Source organism: Pseudomonas sp. PLB05, from assembly GCF_021106615.1.
GTDB classification, from domain to species: Bacteria; Pseudomonadota; Gammaproteobacteria; order Pseudomonadales; family Pseudomonadaceae; genus Chryseomonas; species Chryseomonas benzopyrenica.
Window position 1 is genome coordinate 1,195,786 of record NZ_JAJOHO010000001.1, and the last position, 17,062, is coordinate 1,212,847.

The 17,062-nt window shown below is 65.3% G+C and carries 14 protein-coding genes and 1 other RNA gene; 3 read left to right on the plus strand and 12 right to left on the minus strand.

Features of this window, described 5'->3' with window-relative positions; genetic code table 11:
* Positions 1-20 precede the first annotated feature (20 nt).
* Both sohB and LRS53_RS05495 read left to right on the plus strand, forming a co-directional pair.
* The gene (sohB, locus tag LRS53_RS05490; protein ID WP_184287960.1) at positions 21-1,046 is read left to right on the plus strand and encodes a protease SohB; all 1,026 of its coding nucleotides are present in this window, start codon (positions 21-23) and stop codon (positions 1,044-1,046) included.
* Positions 1,047-1,096: 50 nt separating this feature from the next.
* Positions 1,097-2,089 (plus strand): YhdH/YhfP family quinone oxidoreductase, encoded by a 993-nt coding sequence (locus tag LRS53_RS05495; RefSeq protein ID WP_231355222.1) that lies wholly within the window; start codon positions 1,097-1,099, stop codon positions 2,087-2,089.
* Between the two features lie 58 nt (positions 2,090-2,147).
* Here the strand turns inward: LRS53_RS05495 and LRS53_RS05500 are convergent, their stop codons facing one another.
* From LRS53_RS05500 to LRS53_RS05545, 10 genes are all read right to left on the minus strand, one after another.
* Complete coding sequence (locus LRS53_RS05500; RefSeq protein WP_231355223.1) at positions 2,148-2,648, minus strand: DUF934 domain-containing protein; 501 nt, start codon at positions 2,646-2,648, stop codon at positions 2,148-2,150.
* Positions 2,632-4,290 carry a nitrite/sulfite reductase gene (locus tag LRS53_RS05505; protein ID WP_017640565.1) on the minus strand — a complete coding sequence of 553 codons (1,659 nt, stop codon included), beginning with the start codon at positions 4,288-4,290 and terminating at the stop codon, positions 2,632-2,634. Before LRS53_RS05505 ends, LRS53_RS05500 begins: the two co-directional genes overlap by 17 nt.
* A 203-nt stretch (positions 4,291-4,493) precedes the next feature.
* Positions 4,494-4,569: non-coding RNA, sX9 sRNA (locus tag LRS53_RS05510), on the minus strand.
* Positions 4,570-4,630: 61 nt separating this feature from the next.
* Entirely contained in the window at positions 4,631-5,446 is an 816-nt protein-coding gene (efeO, locus tag LRS53_RS05515) for an iron uptake system protein EfeO (RefSeq protein ID WP_231355224.1), read from the minus strand.
* A 21-nt stretch (positions 5,447-5,467) separates the two neighbouring features.
* Positions 5,468-6,760 (minus strand): iron uptake transporter deferrochelatase/peroxidase subunit, encoded by a 1,293-nt coding sequence (efeB, locus tag LRS53_RS05520; protein ID WP_231355225.1) that lies wholly within the window; start codon positions 6,758-6,760, stop codon positions 5,468-5,470.
* Positions 6,757-7,911, minus strand: a complete 1,155-nt coding sequence (gene efeO / locus LRS53_RS05525) for an iron uptake system protein EfeO (protein WP_231355410.1) — start codon at positions 7,909-7,911, stop codon at positions 6,757-6,759. Before efeO (LRS53_RS05525) ends, efeB begins: the two co-directional genes overlap by 4 nt.
* 41 nt (positions 7,912-7,952) lie before the next feature.
* Positions 7,953-8,807: an iron uptake transporter permease EfeU gene (gene efeU, locus LRS53_RS05530; RefSeq protein ID WP_231355226.1), complete on the minus strand. Its 855-nt coding sequence runs from the start codon at positions 8,805-8,807 to the stop codon at positions 7,953-7,955.
* Positions 8,808-8,957: 150 nt separating this feature from the next.
* Positions 8,958-9,980 (minus strand): YncE family protein, encoded by a 1,023-nt coding sequence (locus LRS53_RS05535; protein WP_231355227.1) that lies wholly within the window; start codon positions 9,978-9,980, stop codon positions 8,958-8,960.
* 51 nt (positions 9,981-10,031) lie between these two features.
* Complete coding sequence (locus LRS53_RS05540; protein ID WP_059314926.1) at positions 10,032-10,436, minus strand: hypothetical protein; 405 nt, start codon at positions 10,434-10,436, stop codon at positions 10,032-10,034.
* Between the two features lie 101 nt (positions 10,437-10,537).
* Positions 10,538-11,566 (minus strand): RNA methyltransferase, encoded by a 1,029-nt coding sequence (locus LRS53_RS05545; RefSeq protein WP_231355228.1) that lies wholly within the window; start codon positions 11,564-11,566, stop codon positions 10,538-10,540.
* A gap of 85 nt (positions 11,567-11,651) precedes the next feature.
* On the opposite strand from LRS53_RS05545, the gene LRS53_RS05550 reads away from it, so the two are divergent.
* Entirely contained in the window at positions 11,652-11,954 is a 303-nt protein-coding gene (locus LRS53_RS05550; protein ID WP_017640573.1) for a DUF1883 domain-containing protein, read from the plus strand.
* Between the two features lie 35 nt (positions 11,955-11,989).
* Here the strand turns inward: LRS53_RS05550 and LRS53_RS05555 are convergent, their stop codons facing one another.
* Both LRS53_RS05555 and metH read right to left on the minus strand, forming a co-directional pair.
* Positions 11,990-13,117, minus strand: a complete 1,128-nt coding sequence (locus tag LRS53_RS05555) for a PQQ-dependent sugar dehydrogenase (RefSeq protein ID WP_231355229.1) — start codon at positions 13,115-13,117, stop codon at positions 11,990-11,992.
* 93 nt (positions 13,118-13,210) lie between these two features.
* Positions 13,211-16,927 carry a methionine synthase gene (gene metH, locus LRS53_RS05560; protein WP_231355230.1) on the minus strand — a complete coding sequence of 1,239 codons (3,717 nt, stop codon included), beginning with the start codon at positions 16,925-16,927 and terminating at the stop codon, positions 13,211-13,213.
* Between the last annotated feature and the right edge of the window lie 135 nt (positions 16,928-17,062).

The window sequence follows — 17,062 nt, forward strand, 5'->3', positions numbered from 1 at the left end:
CCGCCATCCTAGGAGAGTCCGTGGAGTTTCTTGCCGACTATGCCAGTTTCCTGGCCAAAACCGTCACCGTGGTGGTCGCCATCATCGCCGTGCTGTTGTTCACCGCCGCCGTCCGCGGCCGCAACCGGCGCAGCTCGGCAGGGCAACTGCAGGTGCAGAAGCTCAATGACTTCTATCGCGATCTGCGGCTGAGATTGCAGCAAAGCGTGCTGGGCAAGGAGGCCTTCAAGGCCCTGCGCAAGCGCGAGACCAAGGCCGAGAAGAGCAAGCGCAAGAGCGAGTCCGGCAAGTCGCGGGTCTATGTCCTCGATTTCCACGGCGACCTCAAGGCCACAGCCAACGAACACCTGCGCAACGAGATCACCGCGGTGCTGACCCTGGCGACGCCCAAGGACGAGGTGGTGGTGCGGCTGGAAAGTGGCGGTGGCCTGGTCCACAGCTATGGCCTGGCCGCCTCGCAACTGGCGCGTATCCGCCAGGCCGGGATCCCTCTGACCATTTGCGTCGACAAGGTGGCCGCCAGCGGCGGCTACATGATGGCCTGCATCGGCGACCGCATTCTCTGCGCGCCCTTCGCCATCCTCGGTTCCATCGGCGTGGTCGCCCAGCTGCCCAATGTCCATCGCCTGCTGAAAAAGCATGACGTGGATTTCGAGGTCTTCACCGCGGGTGAGTACAAGCGTACCGTCACCGTGTTCGGCGAGAACGACGAGAAGGGCAAGGAAAAATTCCAGCACGACCTGGACACCACCCACGTCCTGTTCAAGAACTTCGTCGCCCACTACCGCCCGCAACTCAACATCGACGAGGTCGCCACCGGCGAGGTCTGGCTGGGCCAGGCCGCCCTGGGCAAGCAGCTGGTGGACGAGCTGCGCACCAGCGACGAATACCTGGCCGAACGGGCCCAGGTGGTCGAAGTCTTCTCGCTACGCTTCGTCGAGAAGAAGTCGTTGCCCGAACGTCTGGGCATGGCGGCCAGCCTCGGTGTCGATCGCCTGGTGAGCACCTGGTGGGAACGCCTGGGCGAGTCGACCCGCTGGCGCTGAGGTCCATAGGACTGGCGGCCCCATAACAAGACTCCAACGGAGGTTCTGCGATGAGCAATTTTCAGGCGCTCTGGGTGACCGAAGGGGCCCATGGTGCTTTTCGGCAAGAGGTGGTGACGCGCAGCCTGGACGACCTGCCTGCGGGCGAGGTGCTGATCCGGGTGCGCTATTCCTCGCTCAACTACAAGGACGCCCTGTCGGCCATCGGCAACCGCGGCGTGACCCGACGCTATCCCCATACCCCGGGCATCGACGCGGCGGGCGTGGTGGAGCAATCCAGCGCTGGCGAATTCGCCGTGGGCGATGAGGTCCTGGTCACGGGCTATGACCTGGGCATGAGCACCCCCGGCGGCTTCGGTCAGTACATCCGGGTACCAGCCGCCTGGGTGATCCGCCGTCCGGACAACCTCGGCCTGCGCGAGGCTATGGTGCTGGGCACCGCGGGTCTCACCGCGGCGCTGTGCGTCGAGAAGCTTGAGCAGATGGGCCTGACCCCGGAGGCCGGCACTGTGCTGGTGACGGGTGCCAGCGGTGGCGTCGGCAGTCTGGCGGTCAAGCTCTTGGCGCGACTCGGCTATCACGTGGCGGCCTCTACCGCCAAGCTGGAGCGCGCGGAGTGGCTGCATCGTCTGGGCGCTCGGCAGATCCTCGACCGTGCGACCCTGGCCGATGGCGTCGGCAAGCCGCTGCTGGACCAGCAGTGGGCCGGCGCGGTGGATACCGTCGGCGGCGACATCCTCTTCAATGTCATCAAGTCGCTGGAGTACGGCGGCAGCGTGGCCTGCTGCGGCATGACCGCCGGCACCACCTTCGAGGCCGGGGTCTTTCCCTTCATCCTGCGCGGGGTGAATCTGCTGGGTGTGGATTCCGTCGAGTTGCCGCTGATGGCCAAGGCCGCCCTCTGGGACAAGCTCTCGGTGCAGTGGAAGCTGGATGACCTGGACAGCCTGACCCGCGAGGTCGGCCTCGAAGAGCTGCCCGATACCATCAGCCAGATTCTTGCCGGCAAGATGGTGGGTCGCGTGGTCGTCGATCTCGGTTGAGCGAAGGCCAAGCAAAAAGAAACCCGCCGCGGCGGGTTTCTTTTTGCCTCCAGGGCGGTCAGGCCTGGCGACGACGGAACAGCGGCTCTGGTTGATCCACCGCGCTCTGGTAGGTCACGCTGAAGTCGCGCAGACCGGCCAGCGCCGCTTCCGGATCGCGGTCGGCACGGACCACGTAGGCGTCGAAGCCACAGCGCTTGAGAAAGAACAGCTGGTCCTGCAGGACGTCGCCGATGGCGCGCAGCTCGCCGGTCCAGCCGAAGCGTTCGCGCAGCAGGCGCGCATAGGAATAGCCGCGCCCGTCGACGAAGGCCGGGAAGTTGATGGCGATCAGGGCGAAATGCTCGAGATCGGCGGCGATGCTCTCGGGCTCTTCGTCGCTGTCCAGCCAGATGCCCATGCGGCCATCGCGGCAGGTGAGGGCATGGCCGTGTTCCAGCCACAGCGCGGCCGGAATGATCACGTCGTCGCTGTTGGGGACGTCTGCGAAGGCGACGTCCTTGGGCAGCAGGTGCCAGTTGTCGGTGACCAGCTGGTCGCCCTTAATGATTCTTTGCATAGACGCGCTCCTTGAAGGGGTCGATACCGATACGGCGGTAGGTGTCGATGAAGCGCTCGTCTTCGGTGCGTTGCTCGACGTAGACGTTGATCAGCTTGCCGATCACCTCGGGCATCTGGTCCTGAGCGAAGGAGGGGCCGAGGATCTTGGCCAGGGTGGCGTCACGACCGGCGTCGCCGCCGAGGGATACCTGGTAGAACTCCTCGCCCTTCTTGTCCACGCCCAGGATGCCGATGTGGCCGACGTGGTGGTGACCACAGGCGTTCATGCAGCCGGAGATGTTGAGATCCAGCTCGCCGATGTCGAACAGGTAGTCCAGGTCGTCGAAACGGCGCTGGATGGCTTCGGCGATGGGGATCGACTTGGCGTTAGCCAGGGAGCAGAAATCACCGCCCGGGCAGCAGATGATGTCGGTCAGCAGGCCGATGTTGGGGGTGGCGAAGCCGTGCTCGCGCAACTCGTGCCAGAGCTCCAGCAGCTGATCCTGGCGGACGTCGGCGAAGATGACGTTCTGCTGGTGGGAGGTGCGCAGCTCGCCGAAGCTGTAGCGATCGGCCAAGTCGGCCATGGCGTCCAGCTGGCGATCGGTGACGTCGCCCGGGGCCACGCCGGTGGGCTTGAGCGACAGGGTCACGGCGACATAGCCCGGACGCTTGTGGCGGAAGGTGTTGCGCTGACGCCAGCGGGCGAAACCGGGCTGCTCGGCGTCCAGGCGGGCGAGGGCTTCGTCCTGGTCCTGCAGCTCGGCATAGGCCGGATCGACGAAGAAGGCGGAGACCCGCGCGACCTCGGCGTCGGTCAGGGTAATGGGGCCGTCCTTGAGATGGGCCCATTCGGCCTCGACCTTTTCGGCGAAGGCGTCGGCGCCCAGGGCCTTGACCAGGATCTTGATGCGCGCCTTGAACTTGTTGTCGCGGCGACCGTAGCGGTTGTAGACCCGCAGGGTGGCTTCCAGGTAGCTGAGCAGGTGCTGCCAGGGCAGGAATTCGCGGATGAATTCACCGGTGTGGGGGGTACGGCCCTGGCCGCCGCCGACCAGCACGCGGAAGCCCAGCTCGCCGGCCTCGTTGCGCACCGCTTCCAGGCCGATGTCGTGCACCTCGATGGCGGCACGATCCAGGGCGGCGCCGTTGACGGCGATCTTGAACTTGCGCGGCAGGAAGGCGAATTCCGGGTGGAAGGTCGACCACTGGCGGATGATCTCGCACCAGGGGCGCGGATCGATCAGTTCGTCATGGGCGACACCGGCGAACTGGTCGGTGGTGGTGTTGCGGATGCAGTTGCCGCTGGTCTGGATGGCATGCATCTGCACGGTGGCCAGCTCCGCGAGGATCTCGGGCACGTCTTCCAGCTCCGGCCAGTTGAACTGGAAGTTCTGCCGGGTACTGATGTGGGCGTAGCCCTTGTCGTAGTCGCGGGCGATCTGCGCCAGCTTGCGGACCTGTTTGGTATTCAGCAGGCCATAGGGCACGGCGACGCGCAGCATGGGCGCATAGCGCTGGATGTAGAGACCGTTCTGCAGGCGCAGTGGGCGGTATTCTTCGCCACCCAGCTCTCCGGCCAGGAAGCGGCGGGTCTGGTCGCGAAACTGGGCGACACGTTCTTCGACGATCCGCTGATCGTACTGATCGTAAACGTACATGGTCATCCTGCTGTCAGGCGGCGCGCACGGCTGCGCGTGATCGAAGTCTTGGGCACCCAAGGGGCGCGCTGGCGACTTTTCTAGGCCGTGCACGATAGCAGCAGGTCTATATGCTTAAAAGCGATGTTTCTTTATATATAAATCTATTCCGGCGATAAGCGGAAAGCGGGTGGGCGGCGCCGGATACCACTTATGAATACCGTGGTTGATAAAACGTAGCGAGCGGCTGTCAGGCGGGTGCGCGCGGCGCGCAGGAACCGGAGTGTACGAGCGGTACATGAGGATTCCGAGCACTGCACGCGCCCGTCTGGCGGACGCGCAGTAGTTTTAGCAGCCGCGGTTAGTTCAGGCCCAGCTTGCCGCGCAGGGTGGAGAGGTCCTCGGCCAGGGTATTGACCGGACCGACCAGGGCCTTGCGATCACGCTCGCTGACCTTGTCGTAGGTCTCGAAGCCGCCATCCTTGGTCTTGTACTTGGCCAGGATCTTGTCGACCGTGGCGAAGTTCTTATCGACCTTGGCGACGAAGGCCTTGTCTTGCTTCTCGATCTGCGGGCGGAACAGGTCGACGATCTTCTTGGCGCCGTCGACGTTGGCCTGGAAATCGTACAGATCGGTATGGCTGTAGCGTTCTTCCTCGCCCGACACCTTGGTCGCCGCCACTTCCTCCATCAGCGCCGCGGCGCCACCCACGACCTTTTCCGGCGGGAAGGTCAGGCCGTCGACACGGCTCTGCAGGTCCTTGACGTCCTCCAGCAGCTTGTCGGCGATGGGCCCCTGGCCCTCGGTGGTGTTCTGGGTGAAGAGGGCGTGTTCCAGACGGTGGAAGCCGGTGAAGTCCTCGGATTTGACGCCCTGTTCATGGTCGTCTTCACGGGAGTCGATGGCGGCGTCCAGGTCGCTGAAGAGTTCGGCGATGGGCTCGACCTGCTCGTAGGAGACCCGCGTCGGCGCATAGAGCTTGCGCGCGGTAGCCAGGTCGCCGCGTTTGACCGCTGCGGTGAAGGCCTGGGTCTGCTCGGTGAGCTTGGCCAGGTTGTCGGTGACATAGATCTTGTAGTCGGAGATGGGGCCGACCAGGTCCAGCGGCGAGTTGGCGGCAAAGGCCGGCATGGCCAGAGCCAGTCCGAGGGCAACGGCGAGTGACGAGCGTTTCATTCGACTTCTCCTGTCGAGGGTTTAAAGCGGTGCGGCGGCCAGCAGGCTGCGGCCGAGGTAGTCCTTTGGATCGGTGATGCCTGGCAGGACGAAGAAGTAGCCGCCGCCGATGGGCTTGATGTATTCCTCCAGGGGCTCGCCATCCAGCCGCTTCTGCACGGCGATGAAGCCCTGTTCCAGGTCGGCCTGGTAGGCGATGAACAGCAGGCCCATGTCGAGTTGGCCGTTCTTGCGCACGCCGTTGGAGTAGTTGAAGGGGCGGCGCAGGATCAGGTTGCGCTGGCTCTCCGGGGTGCGGGGATTGGCCAGGCGGATATGGGCATCTAGCGGCGTGACCTTGCCCTTGGGGTCGCTGGCGTAATCCGGCACGTCGGTCTCGTGACCTCCGGCCATGGGCGCGCCACTGGCCTTGCGCCGACCGAAGATGGCTTCCTGCTCCTGCAGCGGGGTACGATCCCAGCGCTCGACGAAATTGCGGATGATGCGCACCGCCTGGTAGCTGCCCTGGGCCGCCCAGGCCGGTTCGCCGCTGCCGGGCTGGACCCAGACGATCCTGTCCATCGCCTGCTGGTCGGTCGAGTCGGGGTTGGCCGAGCCGTCGCGAAAGCCGAGGAAGTTGCGCGCGCTCTCGGCGGGCTGGCCGGGCGGCAGATCCTGCACCGGCACGCTGCCTTCCTGCTTCCAGCGGATCGCCAGCAGGTCCGGCAGGTTCTTCACGATGTCGCGCAGGGCGTGAATATTGGTGTCCGGGGTATTGGCACAGAACTGCAGGCAGAGATCGCCGTGGCAGCAGTCCGCTTCCAGGGCGTCGTTGGGAAAGCCGGTCATGCGTTGCAACTGCTTTGGCTTGACCGCGGCCAGGCCGAAGCGGTCATCGAACAGGGACTCGCCGACGGAAACGGTGATGGTCAGGTTGTCCGGCGTCACGACCGGACCGAGGATGCCGGAATCCAGTGGCGGCAGCTTGGGATCCACCTCCGGCACCGGGCCACCCTGCATGAGAAAGCGGATGCGTTCGTCGAGGGTGCGCAGCAGGCGTTCCAGGTCCTCGCGATCGCTGGCCAGCACATCGAAGGCCACGATCATTCCGGCCGCCGGCCGTGGGGTGACGATGCCGCTCTGGTGCAGGCCAAGGAACGCCTGGCGCTGATGGGTATTGGCGCTGCCGGGGGCACGGGTCACCTCGGCGGTGCTGGCCGCCCGGGCCTGCATCGGGCAGAGCCCGGCACCGGCCAGGGCCACGCTGGCGGCGCCGAGGCCACCCAGCAGGCGGCGACGTTCGATATTGGGCTGATCGGGAGCGGACTTCTTCATGGCGTGGTCTTGGTGGCGGCAAGGCCCAGGGCCGGGGCGACCTGGTCGAGGGAATTGGCCAGCGCCTGGGCCGCGGCGGCGATGCGCTGGCGATCGTCAGGGGACAGGGAAGAGTAGGGGCGGTGGACATCGCCCATGGCCGCGGCAAAGGCGTCGGCCTGGGTATCCAGGCGTTGCTGCAACTCGGGATGACCCTTGGCGAGCAGCGGGCGCAGCAACTCGATCACCTTGCGCGTGCCTTCCAGATTGGCGGCGAATCCAGGCAGGACCAGCTGGCTATAGCGCTCTTCCTCGCCCGAGATCCGGGTGCTGGCCAGGTTGTGCAGCAGGCGCGCGGCGTTGCCGCTGAGTTGCTCCGGTGGCAGCGACTGACCGAGCAAGGCGTCGCGCAGCGCGGCGGCGTCCTGCTGCAGGCGGTCGGCGACCGGCCCCAGCCCTTGGGTGCTGTTGCCCGCGAATAGCCCTTGTTCGAGGCGATGGAAGCCACCGAAGGCCGGATCCTGTTCGCGCTGTTCGTAGTAGTCGGCTCGGGCATTGAGGCGATTGTCCACCTCGGCGAAGCGCTGGGCGGTCGCCGCCAGGCGCTGGTAAGGCAGGCGGGCAGCGGCATAGGCGGCGCGGGCCTGCTCCAGGTCGCCCGCGGCCAGCGCCTGTTGCAGGGTGGCGATGCCCTGCAGCAGCAGGCGGCTCTGCTGATTCAGGTAGACGCGGTACTCCGACAGCGGACCGACGAACTGGGTCAGGGTCGGGCCGGCCTTGCTGGCGGCTTCCGAGGCGGCCGTGGGCAACACCTTCAGGATGCCGCGCGGATTGCTCAGCAGGCCGCAGGTAATGGCGTAGTCGCCGGGGGCCAGGGTGGCGTTGATGACCTGGCTGAGACCGGGGGCGATGTTCTCGCGCTCCTCGACCACCAGGACGCCATCGAGGATTTCCCACTCCACCGCACGGTCCGAGCGGTTGACGATACGGAAACGCGCCGGCCCGGCAGGCACCTCCAGGGCATTGGGCTCGCAGCGATTGGCCAGAATCTCGACTCTGACCTCACCGTCACCCACCTCGGCATGGCGCTGACCGGCCGAGCGCGAGGCGTAGTAGAAGGCGGCGGCCGCCACGACCAGCAAGGTCGCGGAGCCGATCACGGCCAGGCGCATGGCCGTGGAGCCTGGCTTTGGCGAATGGGAGTTGGTGTTGTTCAAGACGGGCGCTCCAGCGAGGCTGGGGTGGTTACGGCAGGACGCTGGGGCGGCGCTGGGGTGCGAAAGAACAGCGGCAGGGTGACCGCCAGGAACAGCAGATTGGCGCCAAGGGTGCTGACCGTGGGGGTGTCCTGGTAACCGAACATACCGGCCAGGACCGTGCCGACCGGGCCGTCGGCGGGCAGCACGTGGCTCCAGTCGAAGACCACCTGTTGCAGCGCATTCCACAGCCCGGCTTCATGCAGAGCCTTGATCGAATTGGTGAACAGGCCGGCCGCCACGAAGAGGATGAATAGACCGGTGAAGCGGAAGAATTTGCCCAGGTTCAGTCGTACGCCGCCGGTATAGAGGCCATAGCCCACCGCGATGGCGATGATCAGGCCCAGCAGGGCGCCCAGGGGCGCACCGGGGCCGGCGCTCTGCTGGAAGATCGCGAGCAGGAAGAACACGGTTTCCAGGCCCTCGCGGGCGACCGCCAGGAAGACCATACCGATCAGGGCATAGACCTGGTTGCGCGAGGCGGACAGGGCGTTTTCCAGGGAGTCGTGCAACTCGGTCTTGATCGAACGCGCCGCCTTGCGCATCCAGAACACCATGGAGGTGAGGATGGCCGTGGCCGCCAGGCCTACCACCGCTTCGAACAGTTCCTGCTGACGCTGCGGAAATTCGGCGCTGGCCAGTTGCAGGCCGGCGCCGACGAACAGCGACAGCGCGGCGGCCAGCATCACGCCGATCCAGACCGCGGGCATCCAGTGACCGCGACCGGTGCGTTGCAGGTAGCTGGCGATGATGCCAACGATGAGCGCCGCTTCGATGCCTTCGCGGAGCATGATCAAAAAGGGAACGAGCATGAAAGCTATCACCGACATAAGCGAAGGGGCGCGAAGGCGCCCGGAGGTCGGTGATTTGTATCACAATGATTCAGATTGTTAAATGCGGATGATTCTCTTGCCTTGTGGATCCGCCGACTGGTTTGCAGCGGATCGGGGTGCAGGCGAGCGTCAGCCCTGGAAGACTACGGCAGTGTCCGGGGCCTTGCCGGTGGCGAAGCGGCGGATCTCCCGCCAGTTGCGCAGATCGACCACCGCCAGCTGGTTGTCCTCCAGGGCGGCGAACAGGCGCTCGCCGCGGGGATCGAGGTTGAGTCCGGGCACGGCGCTGCCCATGGGCAGATAGGCGACTTCCGCGAGGGTATCGGGCCGCAGCAGCGAAAGACTCTTGTCCGCCAGGTTGGACACCAGCAGGCGGCCATCCGGCAAGGCGGCCACGCGCACCGCCTCGCCGCGCAGCTTGACCTGGCGGAGCGGCGCGAGGTCGCGGGCATCCAGCGCATGGAGGATGCCGGCGAACCGGTCCAGCACATAGAACGTCCGCTCGTCCGGACTCAGGCAGCAGCCTTCTGGCGCCTGACCAAGATACTTCTTCACCGGCAGGACGGCGGGATTGTGCGCATCCACCAGGATAACCAGGCCGCTCAGGGTATCGGCGACATAGGCACGCCGCCCATCGCGGGTCAGCACGAAGTAGTGGCTGCGCGTGCCGCCGACCGGGACGATCTGACTGGGGGCTTCGGCGGTGGCGGGCTGGTCGAAGCGAATGAGCAGCGAATCGGTCTCGCTGAGCACATAGAGGCGGCCCTGGTCGTCCAGCCGCATGCCGTGCAGGCGGTGGTAGGGCGACAGGTCGATGGACCTTACCAGCCGGCGCTCGGCGAGATCGATCACGCTGACCTGGTGACCGCCTTCGCCGGGCGCCTGCCAGCTCTTGACGCCATACTGGCCGACATAGGCATAGCGACCCTGACGGTCGGCGACGATCTCATGGGGCTGCTCGGGCAATTCCAGGCTGCCGATGCGCTTGCCATCGGCCAGGCGATAGAAGCCGACGCCGGGGGCTTCCTTCTCGACCAGGGCGAGGTATTCGTCATCTGCCGCAACGGCGTTGAGTGGATAGCCGCCCAGCAGGGGCAGGGCGGCACTGGCAGCCAGCAGGCCGAGGGTCCGGCGGCGATTCAGGTGGGGCATAGGAGGTCTCCCGAGGGGCAAGCCTCCCTGCCGGGGTCCAGCGAATCCGTGCTACTCGAATAGACCCTTGAACCAGGTCCAAACTCCGAAGGAGTAGTCGGGAAAGATATCGATGCCCAGCGCCGACTTGAGCAGATAGAGCAGCACCAGACCCACCAGGCCGCAGGCCAGCAGAATCGCCGCCAGCACCGTGGCCTTGCCCAGCAGGGACAATTCCTGCTCCAGGCGGGACAGTTGACGGTAGTTGCGACCGGCGAGGAAGACGAAGTAGTAACGGCGGTGCCAGAATTTGACGGTGCCGCGCAGATCGACGCTGTGCTTGCCCCAGCTGCGGGTGCCGAAGGCCAGCTTGAGGGCTTCCAGCTGCTCCTCGGTAAAGGATTCGCGCAGCTCTTCGGGCAGGCGTTCCTTCAGACCGGCGATGAAGGGGTCGTGACGTTTGATGCGATCCTGCATGGAAAAAGCTTCCCTCTGAATGGTGCGAGTGCACTCTGAGGGGGCGCCAGGTCTGGCGTTCCACCGCATCTGATAGGCGGGGCCAGGCGCGGGACGATCGGTCAGGCGCTGACGCGTACGGGGCGCAGCACCTCTGCCCGGGCGCGCAACTGGCCACAGCCGCCATCGACATCCTGGCCCGCGGAGTTGCGCACCTTGGTCAGCAGGCCGCGGCTGTGCAGGTAGCGCACGATCTGCACGATGCGCTCGCCGTCGGGGCGCTGGTAGTCGTCCACTTCCAGGCTGTTGTAGGGGATCAGATTGAGCACGCCATATTTGCCCTTCATCAGGCGCAGCAGTTCGTCCATCTCTTCCTGACTGTCGTTGATGCCGGCGAGGAGCGTCCACTGGTACTGGATCGGATAGCCGATCAGCCGGGCATAGGCTTCACCCTGTTCGATCAGCTCGCCCGGTTCGTAGCGGGGCGCCTTGGGCAGCAGGCGGGCCCGGCGCTCGGCATTGGTACTGTGCAGCGACAGCGCCAGTGCCGGCCTGACCGCCTGCTGGGGCAGTCGCTCGAATACCCGTGGATCGCCGACAGTGGAAAACACCAGGTTGCGATGGCCGATACCGCCGGCGGTGCCCAGCAGGTCGATGGCTTCCAGCACGTTGTCCAGGTTGTGCGCAGGCTCGCCCATGCCCATGAAGACGACCTTCTTCACCGCCCTGATCCGTCGCGCCAGGGCGACCTGGGCGACGATCTCGGCGCTGCCCACCTGGCGCAGCAGGCCGCTCTTGCCGGTCATGCAGAAGACGCAGCCCACCGCGCAGCCGACCTGGGACGACACGCAGAGTCCATCACGCGGCAGCAGCACGCTTTCCACCGCCTGGCCATCGCCCAGGGTCACCAGCATCCGCGCCGAACCGTCGGCACCCGGATGCTCCGAGGTCACCCGGGCCAGGCCCTCCAGGCGCTCGGTCAGTGCGGGGATGGCATGGCGCACCTCCAGCGGCAGGAAATTCTCCGCCTGCTGGCGGCGGGTGCCGGTATCCAGGGGCAGGCCCTGGCACCAGGCGCGCAGGATTCTAGCGCTGTGCTTGGGCTTGGCGCCGGCCTCGGCGAGCAACTGGACGACATCGGAAATACGCATGGGAAAAGGGTAGGTCGGGGGCGGGCGGCGATAATAGGACAGGGCAGGGATGCTATCCTAGTCCTTTGCAAGACGAGGACCCGTCATGAAGTTCATCCACCAGCGCGAGCATCTCAACGAGGGCGACCTGGTCGTCATCCAGAGTTCGGGGGTGTGTAACATCCGCCTGATGAACGATGCCAATTTTCGCAGCTTCAAGAACGGTGGCCGTCACACCTACCATGGCGGCGCCTTCGACACCTTTCCGGCGCGCATCACCGTACCCAGCACCGGCTTCTGGAACATCACCCTGGACACCGTGACTAAGCGGCCGATCAGCGTGACCCGCAAGCCCGAGATCAAGCACTCGATCAAGATCGTCCGCCGCTCGCCCTCCGAGCTGCGTTAAGACAGCGGTCACCCGTCCCTGGGTGACCCTGGCGGCTATTTCGGCTGGAGCTCCAGCAGCCGGGCGTTGGCACCGTCTTCCAAGACCCAGAGACTGCCGTTGGGACCTTCCTCGACGTCACGGATGCGCGTGCCCATGGCATAGCGCTCGACTTCGCGCGCCTCTTCGCCCTTGAGTTCGATCCGTACCAGCGCCTTGGACGACAACCCGCCGATGAAGGCATTGCCCTTCCAGGCCGGGAAGCGGTCTCCTGCGTAGATCATCAAGCCGGCGGGGGAGATCACCGGCGTCCAGGTGATCTTGGGCGGGATGAATTCCGGGCGTGTGGAGTGATCGGGAATCGGCTTGCCGCCATAGTGGTCGCCATTGGAGACCTCGGGATAGCCGTAGTTGCCGCCACGCTGGATCAGGTTCAGCTCGTCACCGCCCTGAGGACCCATTTCCTGCTCCCATAGGCGGCCCTGGGCGTCGAAGGCGATGCCCAGCGGATTGCGGTGGCCCAGCGACCAGACTTGGGCCGCTACGCCACGATCCTTGGCAAAGGGATTATCTAGAGGCACCCGTCCGTCTTCATTGATACGAACGATCTTTCCAAGATTGCTATTCATATCTTGGGCAGGCGTAAATTTCTGCCGCTCGCCCGAGGTGATCCACAGCTTGCCGTCCGGCCCGAATCTCATCTGGTGGCCATAGTGGCCGTTGCCAGTGACTTTGGGCGTCTGGCGCCAGATCACCTGTAGCTCGCTGAGCGAACCACTGCCGTCGGCATTCAGCTTCAACTTGGCCCGGGCAACTGCCGCACCCTGGGTGCCACCTTCACCCGCTTCGGCATAGCTCAGATAGATCAGCCGATTGCTGGCGTACTGCGGATGCAGGATGACATCGCCCAAGCCGCCCTGGCCGGCAGCGACAACCTTTGGCACGCCACTGATGTCCTGGGCCTTGCCGGTCTGCACGTTCATATGCTTGAGCGCGCCACCTTTCTCGGTGATCAGCGCCGTACCGTTGGGCAGGAAGGCGATGGCCCAGGGCGCGTCCAGGGTGGCACGAGGCGTGGCGGTGAAGGGCCACTGATCCTTGCTCAGCGCCTGGGGCGCGGCGGTGGCGTTCAGGGTGGCAAGGCCAAGCAGAAGACTGCCGGTGGCTAGGGTAAGGCCTCTCATGGGCACGCGGTCCTCGTCGATGGAAGTCCCTACACCCTAGTAGGGACGCCCGCGAAAAGGGGCATGTTTTTGTTACCTGAGGCGTCTGCTAGCCTAGTTGTCGTACCCCAAATTCGGCGCCAACCACCGCTCCGTCACCGCCAGCTCCTGGCCCTTGCGCTCGGTGTAGCTGCCGACCTGATCCTTGTCGATCTTGCCCACGGCGAAGTACTGGGCCTCGGGATGGGCGAAGTACCAGCCGCTGACCGCTGCTGCCGGGAACATGGCGTAGTGCTCGGTGAGGAAGACCCCGCTGCGACCGGCCTCGTTGAAGCTGGCCTCGGGGTCCAGCAGCTTGAAGAGGGTGGCCTTCTCGGTGTGATCGGGGCAGGCCGGATAGCCGGGGGCAGGGCGGATGCCCTTGTACTGCTCGCGGATCAGCGCCTCGTTGTCTAGGGTCTCGTCCGCGGCATAGCCCCAGTGCTCCTTGCGCACCTGCTCGTGCAACCATTCGGCGCAGGCCTCGGCGAGGCGGTCGGCGAGGGCCTTGACCATGATCGAGTTGTAGTCGTCGCCCTTGCGCTCGTAGTCCTTGGCCAGTTCCTCGGCGCCGATGCCGGCGGTGACGATGAAGCCACCCATGTAGTCGGTCACGCCCGTTTCCTTGGGCGCGACGAAGTCGGCCAGGGACAGGTTGGGCTTGCCCTCGGGCTTGATGGTCTGCTGGCGCAGGTGGTGCAGGATGGCCAGCGGCTGGCCGTCCTCGCCATAGACTTCCAGGTCATCGTCACGGACCTGGTTGGCCGGCCAGAAGCCGTACACGGCGCGGGCCTTGATCAGTTTCTCGTCGATCAGCTTGCTGAGCATGGCCTGGGCGTCGTGGAACAACGAGGTGGCGGCTTCACCCACCACCTCGTCGGTGAGGATGCGCGGGTACTTGCCGGCCAGGTCCCAGGAGATGAAGAAGGGGGTCCAGTCGATGTACTCGGCCAGCACCGCCAGGTCGATGTCTTCCAACACCCGGGTGCCGGTGAAGCTGGGCTTGGGCGCCTGGTAGCCGAGCCAGTTGAAGGCCGGCTTGTTGGCGACGGCCTTGGCGTAGGACAGGCGTTCGGTGCGGGCGCTGCGATTGGCGGTGCGCTCGCGCACCTCGACGTAGTCGGCGCGGGTGCGCTCGACGAAGCCGGCCTTGAGTTCCTTGGAGAGCAACTGGGTGGCCACACCCACGGCGCGCGAGGCGTCGGTGACATAGACCACGGCATCGTTCCGGTACTGCGGCTCGATCTTGACCGCGGTATGGGCCTTGGAGGTGGTGGCGCCGCCGATCATCAGGGGCAGGGTGAAGCCCTGGCGCTGCATCTCCTTGGCGACGTGGACCATCTCGTCCAGCGAGGGGGTGATCAGGCCCGACAGACCGATGATGTCGCACTTCTCGGCGATGGCGGTCTGCAGGATCTTTTCCGCCGGGACCATGACGCCCAGGTCGACGATGTCGTAGCCGTTGCAACCCAGCACCACGCCGACGATGTTCTTGCCAATGTCGTGGACGTCGCCCTTGACCGTGGCCATGAGGATCTTGCCCTTGGCCTCGGGCTTGTCGCCTTTCTCCGCCTCGATGAAGGGAATCAGGTGGGCCACCGCCTGTTTCATCACCCGGGCGGACTTGACCACCTGGGGCAGGAACATCTTGCCCGAGCCGAACAGGTCGCCGACCACGTTCATGCCGCTCATCAGCGGACCTTCGATGACCTCGATGGGCCGCGCGCATTGCTGGCGGCACTCCTCGGTGTCCTCGACGATATAGGTGGTGATGCCCTTGACCAGGGCATGCTCCAGTCGCTTGTCCACCGGCAGGCCGCGCCATTCCTCGGTCTCGGCTTCCTTGACCGCGCCGCCGCCCTTGTAGTCGTCGGCGATGGCCAGCAGGGCGTCGGTGCCGGCCGGGGTGCGGTTGAGCACCACGTCCTCGACCCGCTCGCGCAGGGCGGCCGGGATCTCGTCGTAGATCTCCAGCTGACCGGCGTTGACGATGCCCATGGTCAGGCCGTTCTGGATGGCGTGGTAGAGAAAGACCGAGTGGATGGCCTCGCGTACCGGGTTGTTGCCGCGGAAGGAGAAGGAGACGTTGGACACGCCGCCGGAAGTCAGGGCGTAGGGCAGGTTGTCGCGGATATAGGCACAAGCGTTGATGAAGTCGACCGCGTAGTTGTTGTGCTCCTCGATCCCCGTCGCCACGGCGAAGATGTTGGGGTCGAAGATGATGTCTTCCGGCGGAAAGCCGACCTGGTTGACCAGGATGTCGTAGGAGCGCGCGCAGATCTCGTTCTTGCGCGCCTCGGTGTCGGCCTGCCCGTCTTCGTCGAAGGCCATGACCACCACCGCCGCGCCATAGCGCTTACACAGCTTGGCGTGATGGATGAAGGCTTCGACGCCTTCCTTCATGGAGATGGAGTTGACGATGCCCTTGCCCTGGATGCACTTGAGACCGGCCTCGATCACCTCCCACTTGGAGGAGTCGATCATGATCGGCACCCGGGAGATGTCCGGCTCTGAGGCGATCAGGTTGAGGAAGGTGACCATGGCCGCCTGCGAGTCCAGCATGCCTTCGTCCATGTTGATGTCGATGACCTGGGCGCCGGCTTCTACCTGCTGCTGGGCCACTTCCAGGGCCTCGGCATAGTTCTCTTCGCGGATCAGCCGGGCGAACTTGGCCGAGCCGGTGATGTTGGTGCGCTCACCGACGTTGACGAACAGGGACTCGCGGCTGATGGTGAAGGGTTCCAGGCCGGAGAGGCGGCAGGCCTTGGGAATCTCCGGCAGCTGGCGCGGGGCATGCCTGGCGACGGCCTCGGCGATGGCCTGGATATGCGCCGGGGTGGTGCCGCAGCAGCCGCCGACGATGTTGAGCAGGCCGCTGGCGGCGAACTCCTCCACCACCGCCGCCATCTGCTCGGGGCTTTCGTCGTACTCCCCAAAGGCGTTGGGCAGGCCGGCGTTGGGGTGGGCGGAGACGAAGGTATCGGCCTTGGTCGCCAATTCCTCGACGTAGGGCCGCAGTTCCTTGGCGCCCAGGGCGCAGTTGAGGCCGACGGAAATCGGCTGGGCGTGGCGTACCGAGTTCCAGAAGGCCTCGGTGGTCTGGCCGGAGAGGGTGCGGCCGGAAGCGTCGGTGATGGTGCCGGAGATCATGATCGGCAATTCGATGCCGACCTCTTCGAACACGCCTTGGACGGCGAAGATCGCCGCCTTGGCATTGAGGGTGTCGAAGATGGTCTCGATCAGGATAAGGTCGGCGCCGCCCTCGATCAGGCCGCGGGTGGCCTCGGTGTAGTTTTCCACCAGCTCGTCGAAGGTGACGTTGCGATAGCCGGGGTTGTTGACGTCCGGAGAGATGGAGCAGGTCCGGCTGGTCGGGCCGAGCACCCCGGCGACGAAGCGCGGGCGATCCGGGGTCTCCAGGGTCTTGGCGTCGGCCACTTCGCGAGCGACCCGGGCACCGGCCAGGTTCAGCTCATAGGTGATTTCTTCCATGCCGTAGTCGGCCTGGGAGACGCGAGTGGCATTGAAGGTGTTGGTTTCCAGGATATCGGCGCCGGCATCCAGGTAGGCCTTTTCGATCTCGGCGATGATCTTCGGCTGGGTCAGCAGCAGGAGATCGTTGTTGCCCTTGACGTCACTCGGCCAGTCGGCGAAACGCCTGCCGCGGTAGTCCGCTTCCTCCAGCCGATAGCTCTGGATCATGGTGCCCATGCCGCCGTCGAGGATGAGGATGCGCTGCGCAAGGGCGTGGCGGAGGGCGGCGAGGCGAGAGCTACGATCGGTCATGGGCATTCCACAAAGATGAAGAGACGCTGGACAAAGGGTGGCAGCATAGCAAAAGCCAGCGCCTGGCCTGGCATGGACGACCGTTGATGATGAGCGATGCTCATGCAGGGTCGGCGAGTCTTTCATGCCATGGATGCTTAG